Source organism: Collinsella sp. CLA-AA-H167 (assembly GCF_040095305.1).
Classification (GTDB): Bacteria; Actinomycetota; Coriobacteriia; order Coriobacteriales; family Coriobacteriaceae; genus Collinsella.
Map to the genome: position 1 here is coordinate 67,311 of NZ_JBBNGA010000001.1, position 15,846 is coordinate 83,156.

The window sequence follows — 15,846 nt, forward strand, 5'->3', positions numbered from 1 at the left end:
ATCTCAGGGTAGAAGGGGCCTCCAGTGTCCAGATCAACAAGGCAATGCTGCGTTTCGGTTAATAAGAACGATGGCTTTTTGCGTGTGGCGGCGGCGTCGCCGCAGATTCGCGTTGCCGATGTCGAGGGCAATGCCGAGGTTGTGCTGGCGGCTGTTCGCGATGCTGCCGAGTGTGGCGTTCGTGCGTTGGTGTTGCCCGAGCTTAATCTGACTGGCTATACCGCAGCCGATCTGTTCCATAACCGCACATTACTGCATGCCTGCGAGACCGCACTGGCACATATTCTCGATGAAACTCGCGAGCTGCCGATTGTCTTTACCATCGGCCTTCCCGTTGCAGTTGCCGAGAATATCTACAACTGTGCCGCCGTGTGCTGCGCGGGCGAGCTTTTGGGCCTCACGGCCAAGAAGTATCTGCCCAACTATGGCGAGTTCTATGAGCGCCGTTGGTTTGCTCCGGCGCCTGCGGATTCCGTGTGGGTTGAATTTGCCGGTCAGGGTCCGGTCCCGCTGGGTTCGGGGCTTGTCTACCGTTGCTGTGATGAGGGCGCCGAGGACCTGGTGCTGGGCGTTGAGGTCTGTGAGGACCTGTGGGTGCCGGCGCCCCCTTCGACCGAGATGGCGCTTGCCGGTGCGACGGTGATTCTCAACCCGTCGGCCTCGGACGAGATTATCGGTAAGGCAGATTACCGCCGCAGCCTTATCTCTAATCAAAGCGCGCGCCTGTACTGCGCCTATGCCTATGCAGATGCGAGCGAGGGCGAGTCCACGACCGACATGGTCTTTGCGGGCGAGAACCTCGTCTACGAAAACGGCTCCAAGCTCGCCGCGACTAAACTGCTTACCTGCGATATGGCCGTCGCCGATGTTGACCTTGACCGCCTGGTTGCCGAGCGCCGTCGCTCGACGACGTGGACCCGCGCAGACGATGCGCCGGAGGCCACGACCGTTGAGTTTTCGTTTGAGGGCGTGTTGGCCGAAGAGCCTGTCCTGCGCGATGCCTGCGATATCGACCGCGTCTTCCCTCGCGCGCCTTTTGTGCCGGCCGACCACGGTGATCTGGCCGAGCGTTGCGAGACTATTCTCAATCTGCAGACTGCGGGCCTCAAGACCCGCCTTGCCCATACGGGTACCAAGGCTGCAGTCATCGGTCTTTCGGGCGGCCTGGACTCCACGCTGGCACTGCTTGTAACCGTGCGTGCCTTCGATGCGCTAGGGCTGCCGCGCACGGGTATCACGGCGGTCTCCATGCCCGGCTTTGGCACGACGCATCGCACCAAGTCGAATGCCGAGTCGCTTGCCCGCGACCTGGGTGTGAGCTTCCGCGAGGTTTCGATCCACGCGGCCGTGGAGCAGCACTTCAAGGACATTGAGCACGATCCGGCCGTGCAGGACGTGACCTACGAGAACAGCCAGGCCCGCGAGCGTACGCAGATTCTGATGGATCTGGCCAATCAGGCCGGCGGTTTTGTCATCGGCACGGGCGACCTGTCGGAGCTGGCGCTCGGCTGGGCTACCTACAACGGCGACCACATGAGCATGTACGCCGTCAACGCGAGCGTGCCCAAGACGCTTGTGCGCCATCTGGTGCGCTATGCCGCTGATGTTTTTGGCGGGCGTATTGCCGAGGTCTTGCTCGATATCCTCGATACGCCGGTGTCCCCCGAGCTTCTGCCGCCCACGGGCGACGGGGAGATTGCGCAGAAGACTGAGGATTTGGTGGGCCCGTACGAGCTGCACGACTACTTCCTCTACTACCTGCTGCGTTTTGGCTTTGAGCCGGGCAAGATCTACCGCATGGCGCTCAAGAGCTTCGAGGGCGCCTACGACGTCAAGACCGTTCACACGTGGCTGCGTACGTTCTACCGTCGCTTCTTTGCCCAGCAGTTTAAGCGCAGCTGCCTGCCCGATGGCCCCAAGGTGGGTTCGGTCACGCTCAGCCCGCGCGGCGATTGGCGCATGCCGAGTGACGCCAGCTCGCGCCTGTGGCTTGCCCAGATTGACGCGCTCAATCCGATGGACTAAGGTTGCCAAATTGAACCAAAACAGCGGGTGCAAGCGTTACACTTTTGCAATCTGATGGCCCGTATCGCGCGGCGCTCTTGTCGGAGCGCCGCGTTTTTCATATCGAAAGGTGGCACCATGCAGGCATCGCAGCGTCTCGACCGCTTTGGCGCGGAGGTCTTCGCCTCTCTCAACAACAAACTGCTTGCGCTGAAGGCTCAGGGCAAGACCATTTACAACATGAGCGTGGGCACGCCCGACTTTAAGCCGTACGACCACGTGGTCGAGGCGCTCACGCAAGCGGCCCAGGACCCCGAGATGTGGAAGTATGCCCTGCGCGACCTGCCCGAACTCAAGCAAGCCGTGTGCGATTACTACGAGCGTCGCTTTGGCGTTTCGGGCATTACGCCGTCTATGGTGCAGTCGTGCAACGGCACGCAGGAGGGCGTTGGCCATTTAGGCCTTGCCCTGCTCGATCCGGGTGACACCATTCTGGTTCCCGATCCGTGCTACCCGGTCTTTGAGGCAGGTGCCAAGATCGCCGATGCCAAGCTCGAGTACTATCCGCTGGTGGCGGAGCACAATTACCTGCCCTATGTGGCGGGCATCGATCCCGAGGTGGCCGATCGTGCCAAGTACATGATTGTGTCGCTGCCCGCCAACCCGGTGGGCTCGGTGGGCACGCCCGAGGTCTACGAGGAGATCATCGCTTTCGCCCGCGAGCACGACCTGCTCATCGTTCACGACAACGCATACTCCGACATCGTGTTCGACGGCGAGCCGGGCGGCAGCTTCTTGCAGTATCCCGGCGCGCTCGAGGTGGGCGTTGAGTTCTTCTCGCTCTCCAAGTCGTTTAACGTCACCGGTGCGCGTATCGGCTTTTTGGTCGGTCGCAAGGATGTGGTCTCGGCCTTTGCCAAGCTGCGCGGCCAGATCGACTTTGGTATGTTCTTCCCGATCCAGAAGGCTGCTATCGCCTGCCTGAACGGTCCGCGCGATGAGGTCGAGGCGCAGCGTCTGAAGTACCAGGAGCGCCGCGATGCCCTGTGCGACGGTCTTGAGGGCCTGGGCTGGGAGCGTCCCAACGCGCATGGCTCTATGTTTGTGTGGGCCAAGCTTCCCGGTGGTCGCACCGATTCCATGGCGTTTTGCGAGGAGCTCATGGAGAAGTCCGGCGTTGTGGTGACGCCGGGCGCGAGCTTTGGTCCTTCGGGCGAGGGGCACGTGCGCATGGCGCTGGTCCTGCCGCCCGATCAGATTGCTTTGGCTGTCGAGGCCATCCGCGAGGCGGGTCTGTATTAGAAACCTGTTTCGACTCGTCAATAGCTCGAAACCGATTTCGTGCAGTTATTTTACGAATCCTGCAAACAATTTCGGTAAACGGTCGATTTTTGGCTGCGAATAGGAGCATAATCAAAGTCCCGATTGGATGTATTGGGATTACGACAAGCCGCTCGGGTCGTTCCCGGGTGGCTTGTTTGTGGAGAGAGATGGGAGTTTCTAATGGTTAACGAGAAGAAGGTCGCTATTGTCGGCTGCGGTTTCGTCGGTTCGTCTTCGGCGTTCGCGCTGATGCAGAGCGGTCTGTTCTCCGAGATGGTCCTCATCGACGTGGACAAGAACCGCGCCGAGGGTGAGGCCCTGGATATCGCGCACGGCATGACGTTTGCCGAGCCGATGAAGATCTACGCCGGCGATTATTCCGATGTCGCCGACGCCGCCATGATCGTCGTCACCGCTGGCGCTGCCCAGAAGCCCGGTGAGACCCGTCTGGACCTGGTCAACAAGAACGTCAACATCTTTAAGTCCATCATTCCCGAAATTAAGAAGTCTGGCTTCGACGGCATTCTGCTCATTGTCTCCAACCCGGTCGATGTTCTGACCTATGCCGCCATCAAGATGTCCGGCCTGCCCGAGGGCCATGTCATCGGCTCCGGCACCGTGCTCGACACTGGCCGTCTGCAGCAGATGCTTGGTGCCCACGTCGAGGTTGACCCGCGCGATGTCCAGGCCTATGTCATGGGTGAGCACGGCGACTCTGAGTTTGTCGCTTGGTCCAGCGCCCAGGTTGCCGGCGTGCCGCTGAACACTTTCTGCGAGCTTCACGGCCACCTGGAGCATGAGGCTGCCGAGAAGCGCATCGCCGAGGACGTCAAGAACTCCGCCTACACCATCATCGAGAAGAAGCACGCCACCTACTATGGCGTCGCCATGGCCGTCAAGCGCATCTGCACCGCCGTCATGCGCGATGAGCAGACCGTTCTGCCCGTCTCCTCGCTCATGGTGGGCGAGTATGGCCTGTCCGATCTTGCCATCTCCATGCCGACGGTCGTTGGCCGCGACGGCGTCGTCTGTCGCGTCCCCGTGCCGCTGAACGATGACGAGCAGCATGAGCTCACCGCCTCCGCCAAGGCCCTCAAGGACATCATCGACAGCGTCGACTTCTCCTGCTAAATCAAGCTCGCTAGAGCGAAAAGCTACAATGAAGGCGTCCGGGTCCACACGGCCCGGGCGCCTTTTTGGTGCAAAGTAACCTGACCCCAATGCACCATAGTTGATGGGAGCGTCATGTCGGATTCGCCTAATTTTTTGACATATGCCCAGACGGTGTTTGATCCGTTTGAGGAGCGGTCGTTCTGCGCGGTGGATAGCCTGGTCTTTGCGTGGTTGTCCTATTTGCGTTTGCCGGGTGATATGGCGGAGCTGACGAACTGGCAGGGCCTAGACGTACGCGAACTGCTGCGTGCCGAGTGCTACCGGGACATGATTGACGACTTGTGGGATCCAGAGGGGAGCAGGGCCTTGTTGGAGGCCGTGGCAGCAAACCCTCGTTACCGTGGCGTGCACGTTTGCGGCTATCGTGCCGTGAGCGATGTGGTAGCGACAGAGCAGTTTGCAGCCATGGCGTTCCGGTTTCCGGCGGGGTTTAGTTATCTTTCCTTCCGGGGGACCGACAGCACGATTGTGGGCTGGAAAGAGGACTTTAACATGGCGTTTCGGTGTCCTGTGCCGGCCCAGGAATCCGCGGTACGTTATGTGGACGAGGCGGCGGATGCGATTGACGGGCCGCTTTTGTGCGGAGGTCATTCCAAGGGTGGAAACCTTGCGGTGTACGGTGCGGCGATGTGCTCCGATGTCGCCCGCGAGCGAATCGAACGGGTGTATTCCCATGATGGTCCGGGCTTCGTCGAGGAGTTTCTGAACGGCAACGCCTTTGCCGATCTTTGCGGTCGAATCGACAAGACGCTACCTCGGTCGTCGATCTTTGGCATGATGTTCGAGACACAGGAGGACTATGCCATCGTTGAGAGCACCGAGTTCAGCCTGCTGCAGCACAATCCCTTTAGCTGGGTGGTTGATGGTCGCGACTTCGTGTACTGTGAGCGCCTGTCCGCCGGTGCTCGATACGTTGATGGCTCCATTCGCGAGATGCTGCTTGCAGTGTCGCCTAGCGAGCGCGAGCGTTTTGTAGATGCGTTGTTCTCCGTGTTTGAGGCTACGGGTGCTGAGCGGTTTGCGGATATCGCCGGGAATCTGCGCGAGAGCCTGCCCGTGATGCTCCAGGCTGCGCAAGGCTTTGACGAGGATACGCGACGCTTTGTCTCGCAGACTATCGTGGCAATCCTTAAATGCGCACTGCTGCCCAAACGACCCCAGATCGACATGCCCGCTGCCGGCAAGAGTTTGGCAGAACAGCTCGAGGCTTGGCAATCCGAGCTCCTGCGCTAACCATTGGTGCAAAGCAACCTGTCCCCGATGCACCAAGCTTCGATGCGCCTGGGGCGGGCTCGACCGCTATACTGGTTCGTGCCGAAATCGATCTAGAACGGAATGCCGTATATGAAAATCAATCACGCGATTCTGCATATCCTGGACTTTGACTCTGCCGTCAACGTTATGAGCCAGCGCGAGCTCGATATCGAGAGCCGTACCGTGCGCAACTTCGTGACCACGCATCTGCGCCGCGCACGTACCTCGGCCGACAATAAACGCGCCACGTTTGCCGAGAACTCTGCGTTTGGCGGCGAGCTCAAGGGCTATTTCTTTGGCGAGCGCGAGTTCGTGGACCTGTCGCAGCAGATTGCGGAGTTTATCTCCTCCGAGCTCACCAAAGCCGAGAAAGCCGAGTCAACCGACGTGCTCGTGGCCGATTTTGACGACGATGAGGATGCCCGCTGGTTTGCCGTGATGCTGCTGGGCTCCAAGCAGGCTTTTATGCACGAAGTGGGCCGCGAGGAGGGGGAGGTGCGCAACGACATCGCGCGCCACTACGCCATTCTGCCGAACCCCTCGCAAAAGGTGCCGAGCTATGCCATCGTGCGTGCGAGCACCATGGAGATCGGTTACGTGGACAAGAAGCGCAAGATTGCCGGTGAGGACCGTATGCTTATCCCCGATGGCCTGCTGCAGTGCGACACGGGCGTATCAGGCAAGGAGGTCATCGACACCGTGACGCGTGTGGTCGAGGAAGTCGCCGAGGAGCACGGTGCCAATACGGCCGTGGCGCTCGCCAAGGTTAAGGCTGCCGTCGCCGAGAAAGTCGAGGATGACGAGGAGCTGCCGCCCTGGGATATCGTCGATGAGGTCTTTGAGGACGAACCGGTCATCAAGGAGAGCGTACGTGCGGCGCTGACCGAAGAGAAGGTGCCCGAGCGTGTGCCCGTGGAGCGCAAGCAGGTCGAGCGTGCGGCCGTGCGCAACCACAAGATTCGTACCGACACGGGTATTGAGATCAGCTTCCCGGCCGAGATGGGCTCGAACTCCGAGTACATCGAGTTCGTCAACGAACCCAACGGCCTCATCTCCATCGAGCTCAAAAACATCGGCAGCATCGAGAATCGATAAACTGCGCCTGGACGCTGCAAAAAACAAAGGCCGAAGCTCCGATGGTGCTTCGGCCTTTTTGCATGGGATTGAATTGCGCCGCAGGCTGAGCATACGTCAGCGAAAACGCCCCTAGGCGAGCAAGGTGACGTGAAAGAGGAGGGCATTGACCTTCTGGTCATGCCCGACGATTGAACGTCAGATTGCCGCTCTGGGGCGTTTGCAGCGTCGAGCTGTTGCGCGGGTTGGTAAACCCGCGCAACCCTACAGCTGGCGCAGGCCTTCCTCGAGGCCGGTCTTGCTGTCGGTCTTCTCGTCGCGCATCTTGATGACGCGGGCGGGGACACCGGCCACGACGGCACCAGCGGGGACGTCCTCGACGCACACGGCGCCGGCGGCAACGACAGCGCCCTTGCCTACGTGCACGCCTTCCAGGACCACGGCGTTGGCGCCGATCATGACATCGTCCTCGATGATGACGGGCGTGGCGCTTGCGGGTTCAACGACGCCTGCCAACACGGTTCCAGCGCCGATGTGGCAGTTCTTGCCCACTGTGGCGCGGCCGCCCAGCACGGCGCCCATGTCGATCATGGAGCCCTCACCGATAACGGAGCCGATGTTGATGATGGCGCCCATCATGATGACGGCACGGTCGCCAATCTCGACGCGGTCGCGGATGATCGCGCCCGGCTCGATGCGGGCGTTGATACCCTTGAGGTCGAGCATGGGGACGGCGGAGTTGCGGCAGTCATTCTCGACGTCGTAATAGTCGATGGAGTCGGCATTGGCATCGAGGATGGCCTTGAGCTCTTCCCAGTCGCCAAAGACGGTTTTGCCACGACGGCCGCCGTAGACGTGCGCATCGCCCCAGGCAACCTTCATGCCCGGCTTTTCGCGCACGTACAGTTTGGCAGGCGTTTTCTTGGGCGCGGTGGCGATGTAGTTGATAATCTCCTGCGCATCCATCTCAGCTGCGTTACTCATATGCTGTTTCTCCTTTGCGTGGATACGGTTGATACCTGGTTAGGCAAACATGACCTTGTCGAAGGTGTAGAAGCCGGGGTCGCGGGTGACGAGCTTCTGGGCGGCTGCCAGGGCGCCGTTGACAAAGATCTGACGGCTCGTGGCGCGATGCGTGAGCGTGACTTCCTCGTCTTGGCCAAAGAAGCTCACCTCGTGCACGCCGGCGACGGTGCCACCGCGCAGCGAGTGCATGCCGATCTCCTTGGGGTCGCGCGCTCCGCACATGCCCTCGCGGCCATAGACGGGGTGGTAGCCTGCCTCGGGCTCGGCCTCAACGACGGCGTCGAGCAGCAGCTTCGCGGTGCCGCTGGGGGCGTCGACCTTTTGGTTGTGGTGCGTCTCGACAATCTCGCAGTCAAAGCCGGGTAGCTCGCGCGTGGCCTGGGCCACCAGATGACGCAGGGCCGCGATGCCGATGGAGTAATTGCCGGAGTGCATGACGCGGGTGTTCTGGCCCAGCTCGCGCAGGCGGTCCATCTGCTCGGGGGTGTAGCCTGTGGTGCCCGAGACCAACGCCGCGCCCGTGCGCTCGACATAGGAGACGACGGCGTCGAAGGTCACGACGTTCGAGAAGTCGATGATGACGTCGGCTGCCGGGGCACTCTCGAGCTCGGACAAGTCGAAGCCGATCTGGGCGACGATGTCAAAAACGGCCTCTCCAGCGGCGTTGACAATGCCCTCGGCGGTAGTGCGGATGAGCGAGCCCATGCGGCCCGTTCCCATAATGACGGTCTTAATCAAGCAGACCAGCTCCCTTCAAAGCATCGGTAAGTGCAGCGCGCGTGTCGTTGGCCATGGGGCACAGCGGCATACGGTAGTTTGCCTCGATCATACCCATCTGAGCGAGCGCCTCTTTGACGGGGATGGGGTTGACCTCACTAAAGAGGGCGTTGATGAGCGGCTGACCGGCAATCTGGATATCGCGGGCGCGCTCCACGTCGCCGTCCAGATAGGCACGGCACATGTCGTGCACGAGCTGCGGCTGAACGTCTGCCCACACGCTGATGGTACCCGAAGCGCCTAGGCTCATGAGCGGCACGGTGAGGGCATCCTCGCCCGAGTACATGCGGAAGTCGTCTGACAGCAGGTGGGCGATCTTGGCCGCGTAGGCGACGTTGCCCGAGGCCTCCTTGATGCCCATGATGTTGGGGTGCGCGGCCAAGCGCTCTACGTTGCGCTCGCTGATGCCGCAGCCACAGCGGCCGGGGATGTTGTACAGAATGCAGGGGATGTCCACGGCATCGGCCACGGTCTTAAAGTGCTGGTAGATGCCCTCTTCGTTAGACTTGTTGTAGTAGGGGGTAATGAGCAGCAGACCATCGGCGCCCAGGCCCTGGTAAGTGAGCGACTTAGTGAGCATGGTCTGCGTGGAGTTAGAGCCCGAGCCGGCAATAACGGGGACTCGGCCCGCAACCTGCTTGACCACTGCGGCGACAACGGAGTTGTCCTCGTCGTCGGTCATCGTGGCACTCTCTCCGGTGGTGCCCAGGGTGAGGATGGCGTCGGTGCCATTTTGCAGGTGGAAATCGATAAGGCGCTCGAGCGCGTCAAAGTCGACGCTGCCGTCCTTTTTAAACGGCGTAACAAGGGCGACGATTGAGCCCTCGAGGTTGCGGATATCCATGTTCTTCTCCTTCGCTTCCGCGATCTGGATGCGTTTGTTCCATTGAGCGGCGACGGCCAGGCGTTCGTCCTGGGCGCGGCGACGGGCGCTCTCGGCGCGCGACTTGGCCAGCAGCTCGCGGCCGCACGGCAGCACGTCGAGTGTGGCAAAGTAGTCGCCCGGGCGCTCGGCGCGACGAATGAGATCTGCCGATCCGTCGGGGCGCAGCAATACCTCGGCGGAGCGCAGGCGTCCGTTGTAGTTGTAGCCCATGGAGTAGCCGTGCGCGCCGGTATCGTGGACCACGAGCACGTCACCCATGTCGATCTGCGGTAGCTCGCGGTCGATGGCGAACTTATCGTTGTTCTCGCACAAGTTGCCCGTGATGTCATACGTGTTCGTGACCGGTGCTGCGGTCTTGTCGGCGCCACCCGGCTGTCCCATCACCGTAATGTGGTGGTAGGCACCATACATAGCGGGACGAATGAGGTCGACGGCGCTTGCGTCCACGCCGATATAGTCCTTGTAGATCTGCTTTTCGTGGATGGCCTTGGTCACCAGGCAGCCGTAGGGGCCCATCATAAAGCGACCCATCTCGGTGCAAATCGCCACATCGCCCATGCCGGCGGGAACCAGGATCTCGTCGTATGCCGCGTGCACCCCCTCGCCGATGGCGTGAATGTCGTTGGCCTGCTGCTCGGGCAGATAGGGGATGCCGATGCCGCCGGACAGATTGATGAAGGCGACGTGTGCGCCGGTCTCGCGCTCCAGGCGCACGGCAAGCTCAAAGAGGATGCGCGCAAGCTTGGGGTAGTAGTCGTTGGTGACGGTGTTGCTGGCAAGGAATGCGTGGATACCAAAGTCCTCGGCACCCTTGGCCTTGAGCGTGCGGAAGGCCTCGAAGAGCTGCTCGGTGGTCATGCCGTACTTGGAGTCGCCGGGGTTATCCATGATGCCATTGGAGAGCTGGAACAGGCCACCCGGATTAAAGCGGCAGCTGACCGTCTTGGGGATGGGCCCCGCAACGCGCTCAAAGAACTCAATGTGGCTGATGTCATCAAAGTTGACGATGGCGCCCAGCTTGTCGGCGAGCTCAAAGTCGGCCGCCGGCGTGTCGTTGGACGAGAACATGATGTCGTGTCCCGTGATGCCCAGCGAGCGGGCGATCATGAGCTCGGTATAGCTCGAGCAATCGCAGCCGCAGCCGTATTCGTTGAGAATGGAGATGAGCGCCGGGTTGGGGTTGGCCTTGACGGCAAAGTATTCCTTAAAGCCCGGGTTCCATGCAAAGGCGTCGCGCACTTCTTGCATGTTGCGGCGGATGCCCGCCTCGTCGTATAGATGAAACGGCGTGGGGAACTGCTCGACGATATGCTCGAGCGTCTCCTTGTCCACAAACGGCTGCTTGGCCGCATATGCCTCGTTGGGAGTCAATGACATGTCCCGTAAACCTCGCTATCCAGACGGCGCTACCTGCGCATCGAATCCGCATAGCGCGGACCCAATGTCCGGATAGCGCTCCCGCATTGCTGCAGACAGTCCTGCGGGTGTTTCCCGCAGGCCCACCAGGCTGTTCGTGCCCGAAAAACCCAGTTCGGCGGGTTTCGCCTCCCCGCGGGGTCAAAGCCTGCCGGCTCGCCCGCGGCTCTTCGTGCCCGCGCCTCTATCAAGTGGTAACGACCCTACCACGTTGCACTTTACCAAACAAGAGTATTCGTATATAACGTTTAAAAAATGCAGGGATATGCTGGAAACATGTGTGCCACAATCCTGTATCACAATAAGTTGCAACAGGTGTGCCTCACGAAGGGATTCTCTATGACCGAGCCCCAAGAACTCCGTCGCTATCGCCGCGATCTCCATCGCATTCCGGAGCTCGATTTCGATCTTCCGCAGACTATCGCCTATATCGAGGGCGTGTTGGCGCCGCTCGCTTGCGAGGTGACCCATCCGTGCCCCAGCTGCATCTGCGCTTTCTTCGACGCTGGCGTTGGTGCCGTGCATGCCACGGCGATTCGCGCCGATATGGATGCGCTGCCCATTGCCGAGGCAACGGGGGCAGCGTTCGCTTCGACCCATCCCGGCAAGATGCATGCTTGCGGCCACGATGGACACATGGCCATGGCGCTTGCGGCGGCAACCTTTGTCGACCGTACGATCTGTGAGCGGCCGGGCGCCATTAAGCGCAACGTGCTCTTTGTGTTTCAGCCGGCCGAGGAAACGATCGGTGGCGCCAAGACAGTTTGTGAGAGTGGGGTGTTTGAGCGCTACGGGGCGGACCGCATCTTCGGGTTCCACGTATGGCCCGACCTGCCTGCGAACACGTTGGCGAGCTGCTCCGGTCCGTTGCTGGCGCGTTCGAGTGAGACGCACATTCATATTCACGGAACGAGCATCCATATCGCTAAGACTTATGGCGTTCCGGTCGAGGAGTCGCACGATGCGGCGTTGGCGGCTGCCAAGTTCTTGGTTGCCGAGCGCGAGCTCATGGACGAGTTGGGTGCCGACGAGCCCTGCATTGGTAAGTTCGGCCTGCTGCAGGCTGGCACCGTCTGCAATGCGGTGGCGGGGGAGGCTCATGTTGCCGGCAGCCTGCGTGTGTTTACGGACTCCATGTTCGACCGTGCGCGCGAGGGCGTACGCCGTGTGCTCGATGAGGCGTGCACCGCAACGGGCTGCACGTACGATCTCAATTTTGCCGAGGGCTATCCACCGGTCGATAACGACCCCGAGCTGTTCGCCCACATTGCGCCTGCCTTGTCCGAGCTGCAACTTGCGGACGAGCCGCTGCTAATCGCCGAGGATTTCGCGTTCTATCAGCGCCATCTGCCGGGCGTGTTTTTCTTGCTGGGCACGGGCGTGCCAGAGGGACAAGAAAACCCGATCGACGCTGATGGCTGCCCAGCCTATGCCACAAGCGCTCTGCATACCGATAGCATGCTCTTCGACGAGGAAATCCTACTCAAAGGCCTCGATGTCTACAAACGATTGCTTTTGCTTGACTAAGGCGTGGAGGAGTATTTGTTCTAGAAAACACGAACAAACGTACGATATAATAGAGATGTAAGTCTATAGAAACGTTTGACGTTACTAACGTAAGGCGATACTATGATTGCATCGTATAAAGATGAGGATACCGAACGCTTTGCCATGGGTATGCGGGTCAGGAGGTTCGTGCCCTTTGAGCGTGTTGCGTTGAGGAAGATTCGCCAACTGCAGGTTTGTGCTTCGCTTGATGATCTTCGCGTTCCACCGGGCAACCGCCTGGAAGCTTTGAAGGGCGATCGTGCCGGGCAATATAGCATCCGTGTTAACGAGCGCTATCGGGTCTGTTTTGAGTGGAGACAGGAGATGGCTTGGAATGTCGAAATCGTCGATTATCACAAGTGATGAGACTTCGGCCGATTTGCTGTCGCCGGTGACTCCTGGTGAGCTTCTCAAAGAGGAGTTTCTTGTTCCCATGGGCATTTCTCAATATCGCCTTGCGAAAGAGACCGGGATTCCTGCTCAGCGTATCGGGCAGATTGTCTTGGGAAAACGTCGCGTGACGGCCGACACCGACCTCCGTCTTTGCCGTTATTTTGGCCTGACGGATGGTTATTGGCTGCGTGCTCAGGTGGCGTTTGACCTTGAGGCCGAGAAAAGGCGGATCGAACCGGAACTCGATAAGATCGTTCCTGTTCAGCGGGCCATCGCACTGTAGTGCTCAAAGATGATGGGGGCGACGATGAGGCGACGCCGACAGTCTGCCGTATATAGCCCGGGTGGATGCGGGTGTGGCTTGCTACTGCTCCCGGTTATTGCTGTGAGCATTGGCGTGATGTTTGCGCTTGCCGGGGTGGCAGCAGCGGCACTCGTGTTGCTGATTGTGGCCATTGGCGTGACGGTCTGGCTGTGCCGTTCTCGCGAGCAACGTCGTGCCGATGGTAAGACCAATGTTGGATGGACTATCTTTTTAGTCGTCGCCTACCTATTGAGCATCAGCTATTTAGTTTTCTTTATCCTGTTGCTTGTGAGCACCTTTACCGGGGAATCCGTCACGGTGGGTTGATGCGCTGCTAGCAGACGGTCACGCAAAGTGCGTTTGCTCGGCGTCTGGATAGCTGCATTGGCCGTTTACCGCAACCTTAGCTCTCAGCTAATGAATTCAAGTTCAATCCTTTCTACGATGTGCTGTGTGCCGGCGCGGTAGCCGGATCGTAGGAAGGATGAATAATGGCAAAAGAGGGAAAGAAGCCGATCGGCAAGATTGTCCTAGGCGTCATCGTGGTGCTGGTTATCGTCGGTGCCGTGGGCTCTATGGGTGGCAATTCAACCGATTCGTCTGCGAGCGATTCGGCAAAACCTGCCGAGGCGACACAGCAGGCTGAGGAGCAAAAAGAACCGCAAGAACCGTATACCATTGCTGACGAGGCTGAAGACACCTCCAGTCAGTTTGCCTATAAGATCACGGGCACGCTGACCAATAACACGGACAAGGAAAAGAGCTACATTCAGATTGAGTATGTTCTGTATGATGCCGATGGCAACCAGGTTGGAACGGCTCTTGCAAACACCAATCATCTGAAGGCGGGCGGCTCCTGGAAGTTCGAGGCGCTGGGTACGGTGTCTCCCGACCAGGTTGCTAGCTGGGAGCGTTCGGACGTAAGCGGTTTCTAGCATGTTGCATGCACTGGGGGAGGTGAAGTCGTATGCCCGATAAAAAGCTGACTGAGGAGTTGCTCAATGAGCTTCTCGATGCACCGAACATCGATGGCTATATCAGGGAGCACGACTTTGCCGCCCCGTCGCTTTCGGACTACCTGAAGCAGCTGATGCAGGAAAAGGGCTTGGAGCGCTCTCGCGTGGTTCGTATGGCCGATCTCAATGAGACCTTTGGCTATCAGATCTTTACTGGTGCGCGTCACCCGAGTCGCAATAAGGTGCTGCAGATTGCCTTTGCGATGGCGCTGACGCTCAAAGAGACCAACCGTGCGCTGACGGCTGCCGGGGTGAGCGTCCTCAACTGCAAGGATCGCCGTGACGCGATTATCATCTTTTGCATCGATCGCGGGTGCAGCCTCCAAAAGGTCAACGAGGAGCTGTATCGCTTTGGCGAGGAGACGGTGAGTTAGCGGCTGATATCTGAGCCGGCGGAGCTGCCGAACAACGATGCAAACGAACGGGGCGCGGATGCCATGGGGTGTCTGCGCCCTGCGCTATGATGGAGGCTATGGATGCTCAGACCCCAACATATCCCGATGACGAGCTGACCGCAGCGCTTGCCGAGCACCTGGCGTCGCTCGATCGCGACGACAGCTATCGCGTGGAGCGTGTACTTAAGCGCTCGTCCGTTGAAACAACTGAGCTCGTGTACTTTGAAGGAACCGGCGGTGGTTCGCTCGGCCCCTTTGTCCGTAAACGCATCGATGCTTCGGCTCAAATCGGCGGGGCATACGAGCGTCTGTTTGCCGCCCAGCGGGCGGGCGGGCGTTTTGAGCACCTGCCCAGAATCGTCGATTGCCGTCGTGTGGGCGACGAGCTTAACGTGGTTATGGAATATATCGAAGGAGAGACGCTCGGGGTGCTGGTGGACCGTCTGGGAGCCACCCCCGATTATGCACGTGAATTGTATCCTGCCCTTTGCGACGCCGTGGGCGAGCTCCACGCCGGTTTTGCAATGGCGGGGGAGACGTCGGCGCCGGTGATCCATCGCGACCTCAAGCCATCGAATATCATCGTGACAGGTGCGAGCCGTACGCTCGATGAGGGCCTGACGTTTTCATCGCTGGTGATTATCGACTTGGGGATCGCGCGCGTATGGCGCGATGGCGCCGATGCCGACACCGTCAAGTTTGGCACGCGACCCTATGCGCCGCCCGAGCAGTATGGGTTTGGGCAGACGAGTGTGCGCAGCGACGTCTACGCACTTGGCGCCCTGTTGTTCTTCTGCTTGACGGGAATCGACCCTAAACCAGGGCTCGACATGCGCGAGCAATGCGAGGCGCGTGGCATTCCCACTCCACTTGCCGATGTCATCTGCATGTCGATGGCGCTCGACCCGGCTAAGCGTTTTGCGAGTGCGGAAGCGTTGGGACGGGCTACGCGCGCGGCATACGATCTGAGTCGCCCCGTGCGGCCTCCTGCGCCTGCGCCCGTCCGTACTCCAGACTCGGAGACGGTGTTGACGCCCCAAGGGCTCCAGAACCCCGCAGGGCTTCCTAGGCCTGCCGCCTCTGTTGCATGCGGTCTGCTCTCTCGCGTTCCGGAGTCTCTGGGGCGCATTTGGAATACGCTTGTCTGCTTCTCGCTACTTGTGTTCTTTGCCGGAAGTCACTTTGCCGTCTTTCACCCCACGGGAGCAAACCAAAGCTACCCGACGTGACTTCTCATAATCGAGTATTTTTTCTTTG

Annotated in this window: 15 protein-coding genes and 1 riboswitch; of the genes, 12 read left to right on the forward strand and 3 right to left on the reverse strand. The window is 59.9% G+C overall.

The features are described from left to right. Positions 1–24 precede the first annotated feature (24 nt). The 5 genes from AAAT03_RS00355 (at position 25) to AAAT03_RS00375 (ending at position 6,849) form a co-directional block, all read left to right on the forward strand. Positions 25–2,025: an NAD(+) synthase gene (locus AAAT03_RS00355; protein WP_349102323.1), complete on the forward strand. Its 2,001-nt coding sequence runs from the start codon at positions 25–27 to the stop codon at positions 2,023–2,025. A 117-nt stretch (positions 2,026–2,142) separates the two neighbouring features. Further along, positions 2,143–3,306 (forward strand): aminotransferase class I/II-fold pyridoxal phosphate-dependent enzyme, encoded by a 1,164-nt coding sequence (locus AAAT03_RS00360; protein WP_349102324.1) that lies wholly within the window; start codon positions 2,143–2,145, stop codon positions 3,304–3,306. Positions 3,307–3,507: 201 nt separating this feature from the next. Beyond that, positions 3,508–4,458 (forward strand): L-lactate dehydrogenase, encoded by a 951-nt coding sequence (locus tag AAAT03_RS00365; protein WP_006234343.1) that lies wholly within the window; start codon positions 3,508–3,510, stop codon positions 4,456–4,458. A 114-nt stretch (positions 4,459–4,572) separates the two neighbouring features. Continuing rightward, entirely contained in the window at positions 4,573–5,733 is a 1,161-nt protein-coding gene (locus tag AAAT03_RS00370) for an Mbeg1-like protein (RefSeq protein WP_349102325.1), read from the forward strand. A 111-nt stretch (positions 5,734–5,844) separates the two neighbouring features. Further along, positions 5,845–6,849: a nucleoid-associated protein gene (locus AAAT03_RS00375; protein ID WP_022094136.1), complete on the forward strand. Its 1,005-nt coding sequence runs from the start codon at positions 5,845–5,847 to the stop codon at positions 6,847–6,849. A gap of 243 nt (positions 6,850–7,092) precedes the next feature. Here AAAT03_RS00375 and dapD read toward each other — a convergent pair whose 3' ends face one another. Genes dapD through dapA form a run of 3 tightly spaced genes read right to left on the reverse strand, consistent with a single transcriptional unit; the run spans position 7,093 to position 10,894 of the window. Continuing rightward, positions 7,093–7,812, reverse strand: coding sequence for a 2,3,4,5-tetrahydropyridine-2,6-dicarboxylate N-acetyltransferase (dapD, locus tag AAAT03_RS00380; RefSeq protein ID WP_349102326.1), 720 nt, complete (start codon positions 7,810–7,812; stop codon positions 7,093–7,095). 39 nt (positions 7,813–7,851) lie between these two features. After that, positions 7,852–8,592, reverse strand: a complete 741-nt coding sequence (dapB, locus tag AAAT03_RS00385) for a 4-hydroxy-tetrahydrodipicolinate reductase (RefSeq protein WP_349102327.1) — start codon at positions 8,590–8,592, stop codon at positions 7,852–7,854. Beyond that, the gene (gene dapA / locus AAAT03_RS00390) at positions 8,585–10,894 is read right to left on the reverse strand and encodes a 4-hydroxy-tetrahydrodipicolinate synthase (RefSeq protein WP_349102328.1); all 2,310 of its coding nucleotides are present in this window, start codon (positions 10,892–10,894) and stop codon (positions 8,585–8,587) included. Before dapA ends, dapB begins: the two co-directional genes overlap by 8 nt. A 65-nt stretch (positions 10,895–10,959) precedes the next feature. Then, positions 10,960–11,128, reverse strand: a riboswitch (Lysine riboswitch). A gap of 144 nt (positions 11,129–11,272) precedes the next feature. On the opposite strand from dapA, the gene AAAT03_RS00395 reads away from it, so the two are divergent. From AAAT03_RS00395 to AAAT03_RS00425, 7 genes are all read left to right on the forward strand, one after another. After that, positions 11,273–12,460 carry an N-acetyldiaminopimelate deacetylase gene (locus AAAT03_RS00395; protein ID WP_349102329.1) on the forward strand — a complete coding sequence of 396 codons (1,188 nt, stop codon included), beginning with the start codon at positions 11,273–11,275 and terminating at the stop codon, positions 12,458–12,460. A gap of 102 nt (positions 12,461–12,562) precedes the next feature. Beyond that, positions 12,563–12,844 carry a type II toxin-antitoxin system RelE/ParE family toxin gene (locus tag AAAT03_RS00400; protein WP_195232091.1) on the forward strand — a complete coding sequence of 94 codons (282 nt, stop codon included), beginning with the start codon at positions 12,563–12,565 and terminating at the stop codon, positions 12,842–12,844. Continuing rightward, complete coding sequence (locus tag AAAT03_RS00405; protein WP_117770129.1) at positions 12,816–13,157, forward strand: HigA family addiction module antitoxin; 342 nt, start codon at positions 12,816–12,818, stop codon at positions 13,155–13,157. The genes AAAT03_RS00400 and AAAT03_RS00405 overlap by 29 nt, the downstream gene beginning before the upstream one ends. A gap of 114 nt (positions 13,158–13,271) precedes the next feature. Then, the gene (locus tag AAAT03_RS00410; protein ID WP_349102330.1) at positions 13,272–13,505 is read left to right on the forward strand and encodes a hypothetical protein; all 234 of its coding nucleotides are present in this window, start codon (positions 13,272–13,274) and stop codon (positions 13,503–13,505) included. 164 nt (positions 13,506–13,669) lie between these two features. Further along, entirely contained in the window at positions 13,670–14,113 is a 444-nt protein-coding gene (locus AAAT03_RS00415) for an FxLYD domain-containing protein (RefSeq protein ID WP_117773919.1), read from the forward strand. Positions 14,114–14,145: 32 nt separating this feature from the next. Next, positions 14,146–14,568 carry a helix-turn-helix domain-containing protein gene (locus AAAT03_RS00420; protein ID WP_117773920.1) on the forward strand — a complete coding sequence of 141 codons (423 nt, stop codon included), beginning with the start codon at positions 14,146–14,148 and terminating at the stop codon, positions 14,566–14,568. A 98-nt stretch (positions 14,569–14,666) separates the two neighbouring features. Beyond that, the gene (locus AAAT03_RS00425) at positions 14,667–15,818 is read left to right on the forward strand and encodes a protein kinase (protein WP_349102331.1); all 1,152 of its coding nucleotides are present in this window, start codon (positions 14,667–14,669) and stop codon (positions 15,816–15,818) included. The last annotated feature ends 28 nt before the right edge of the window (positions 15,819–15,846 follow it).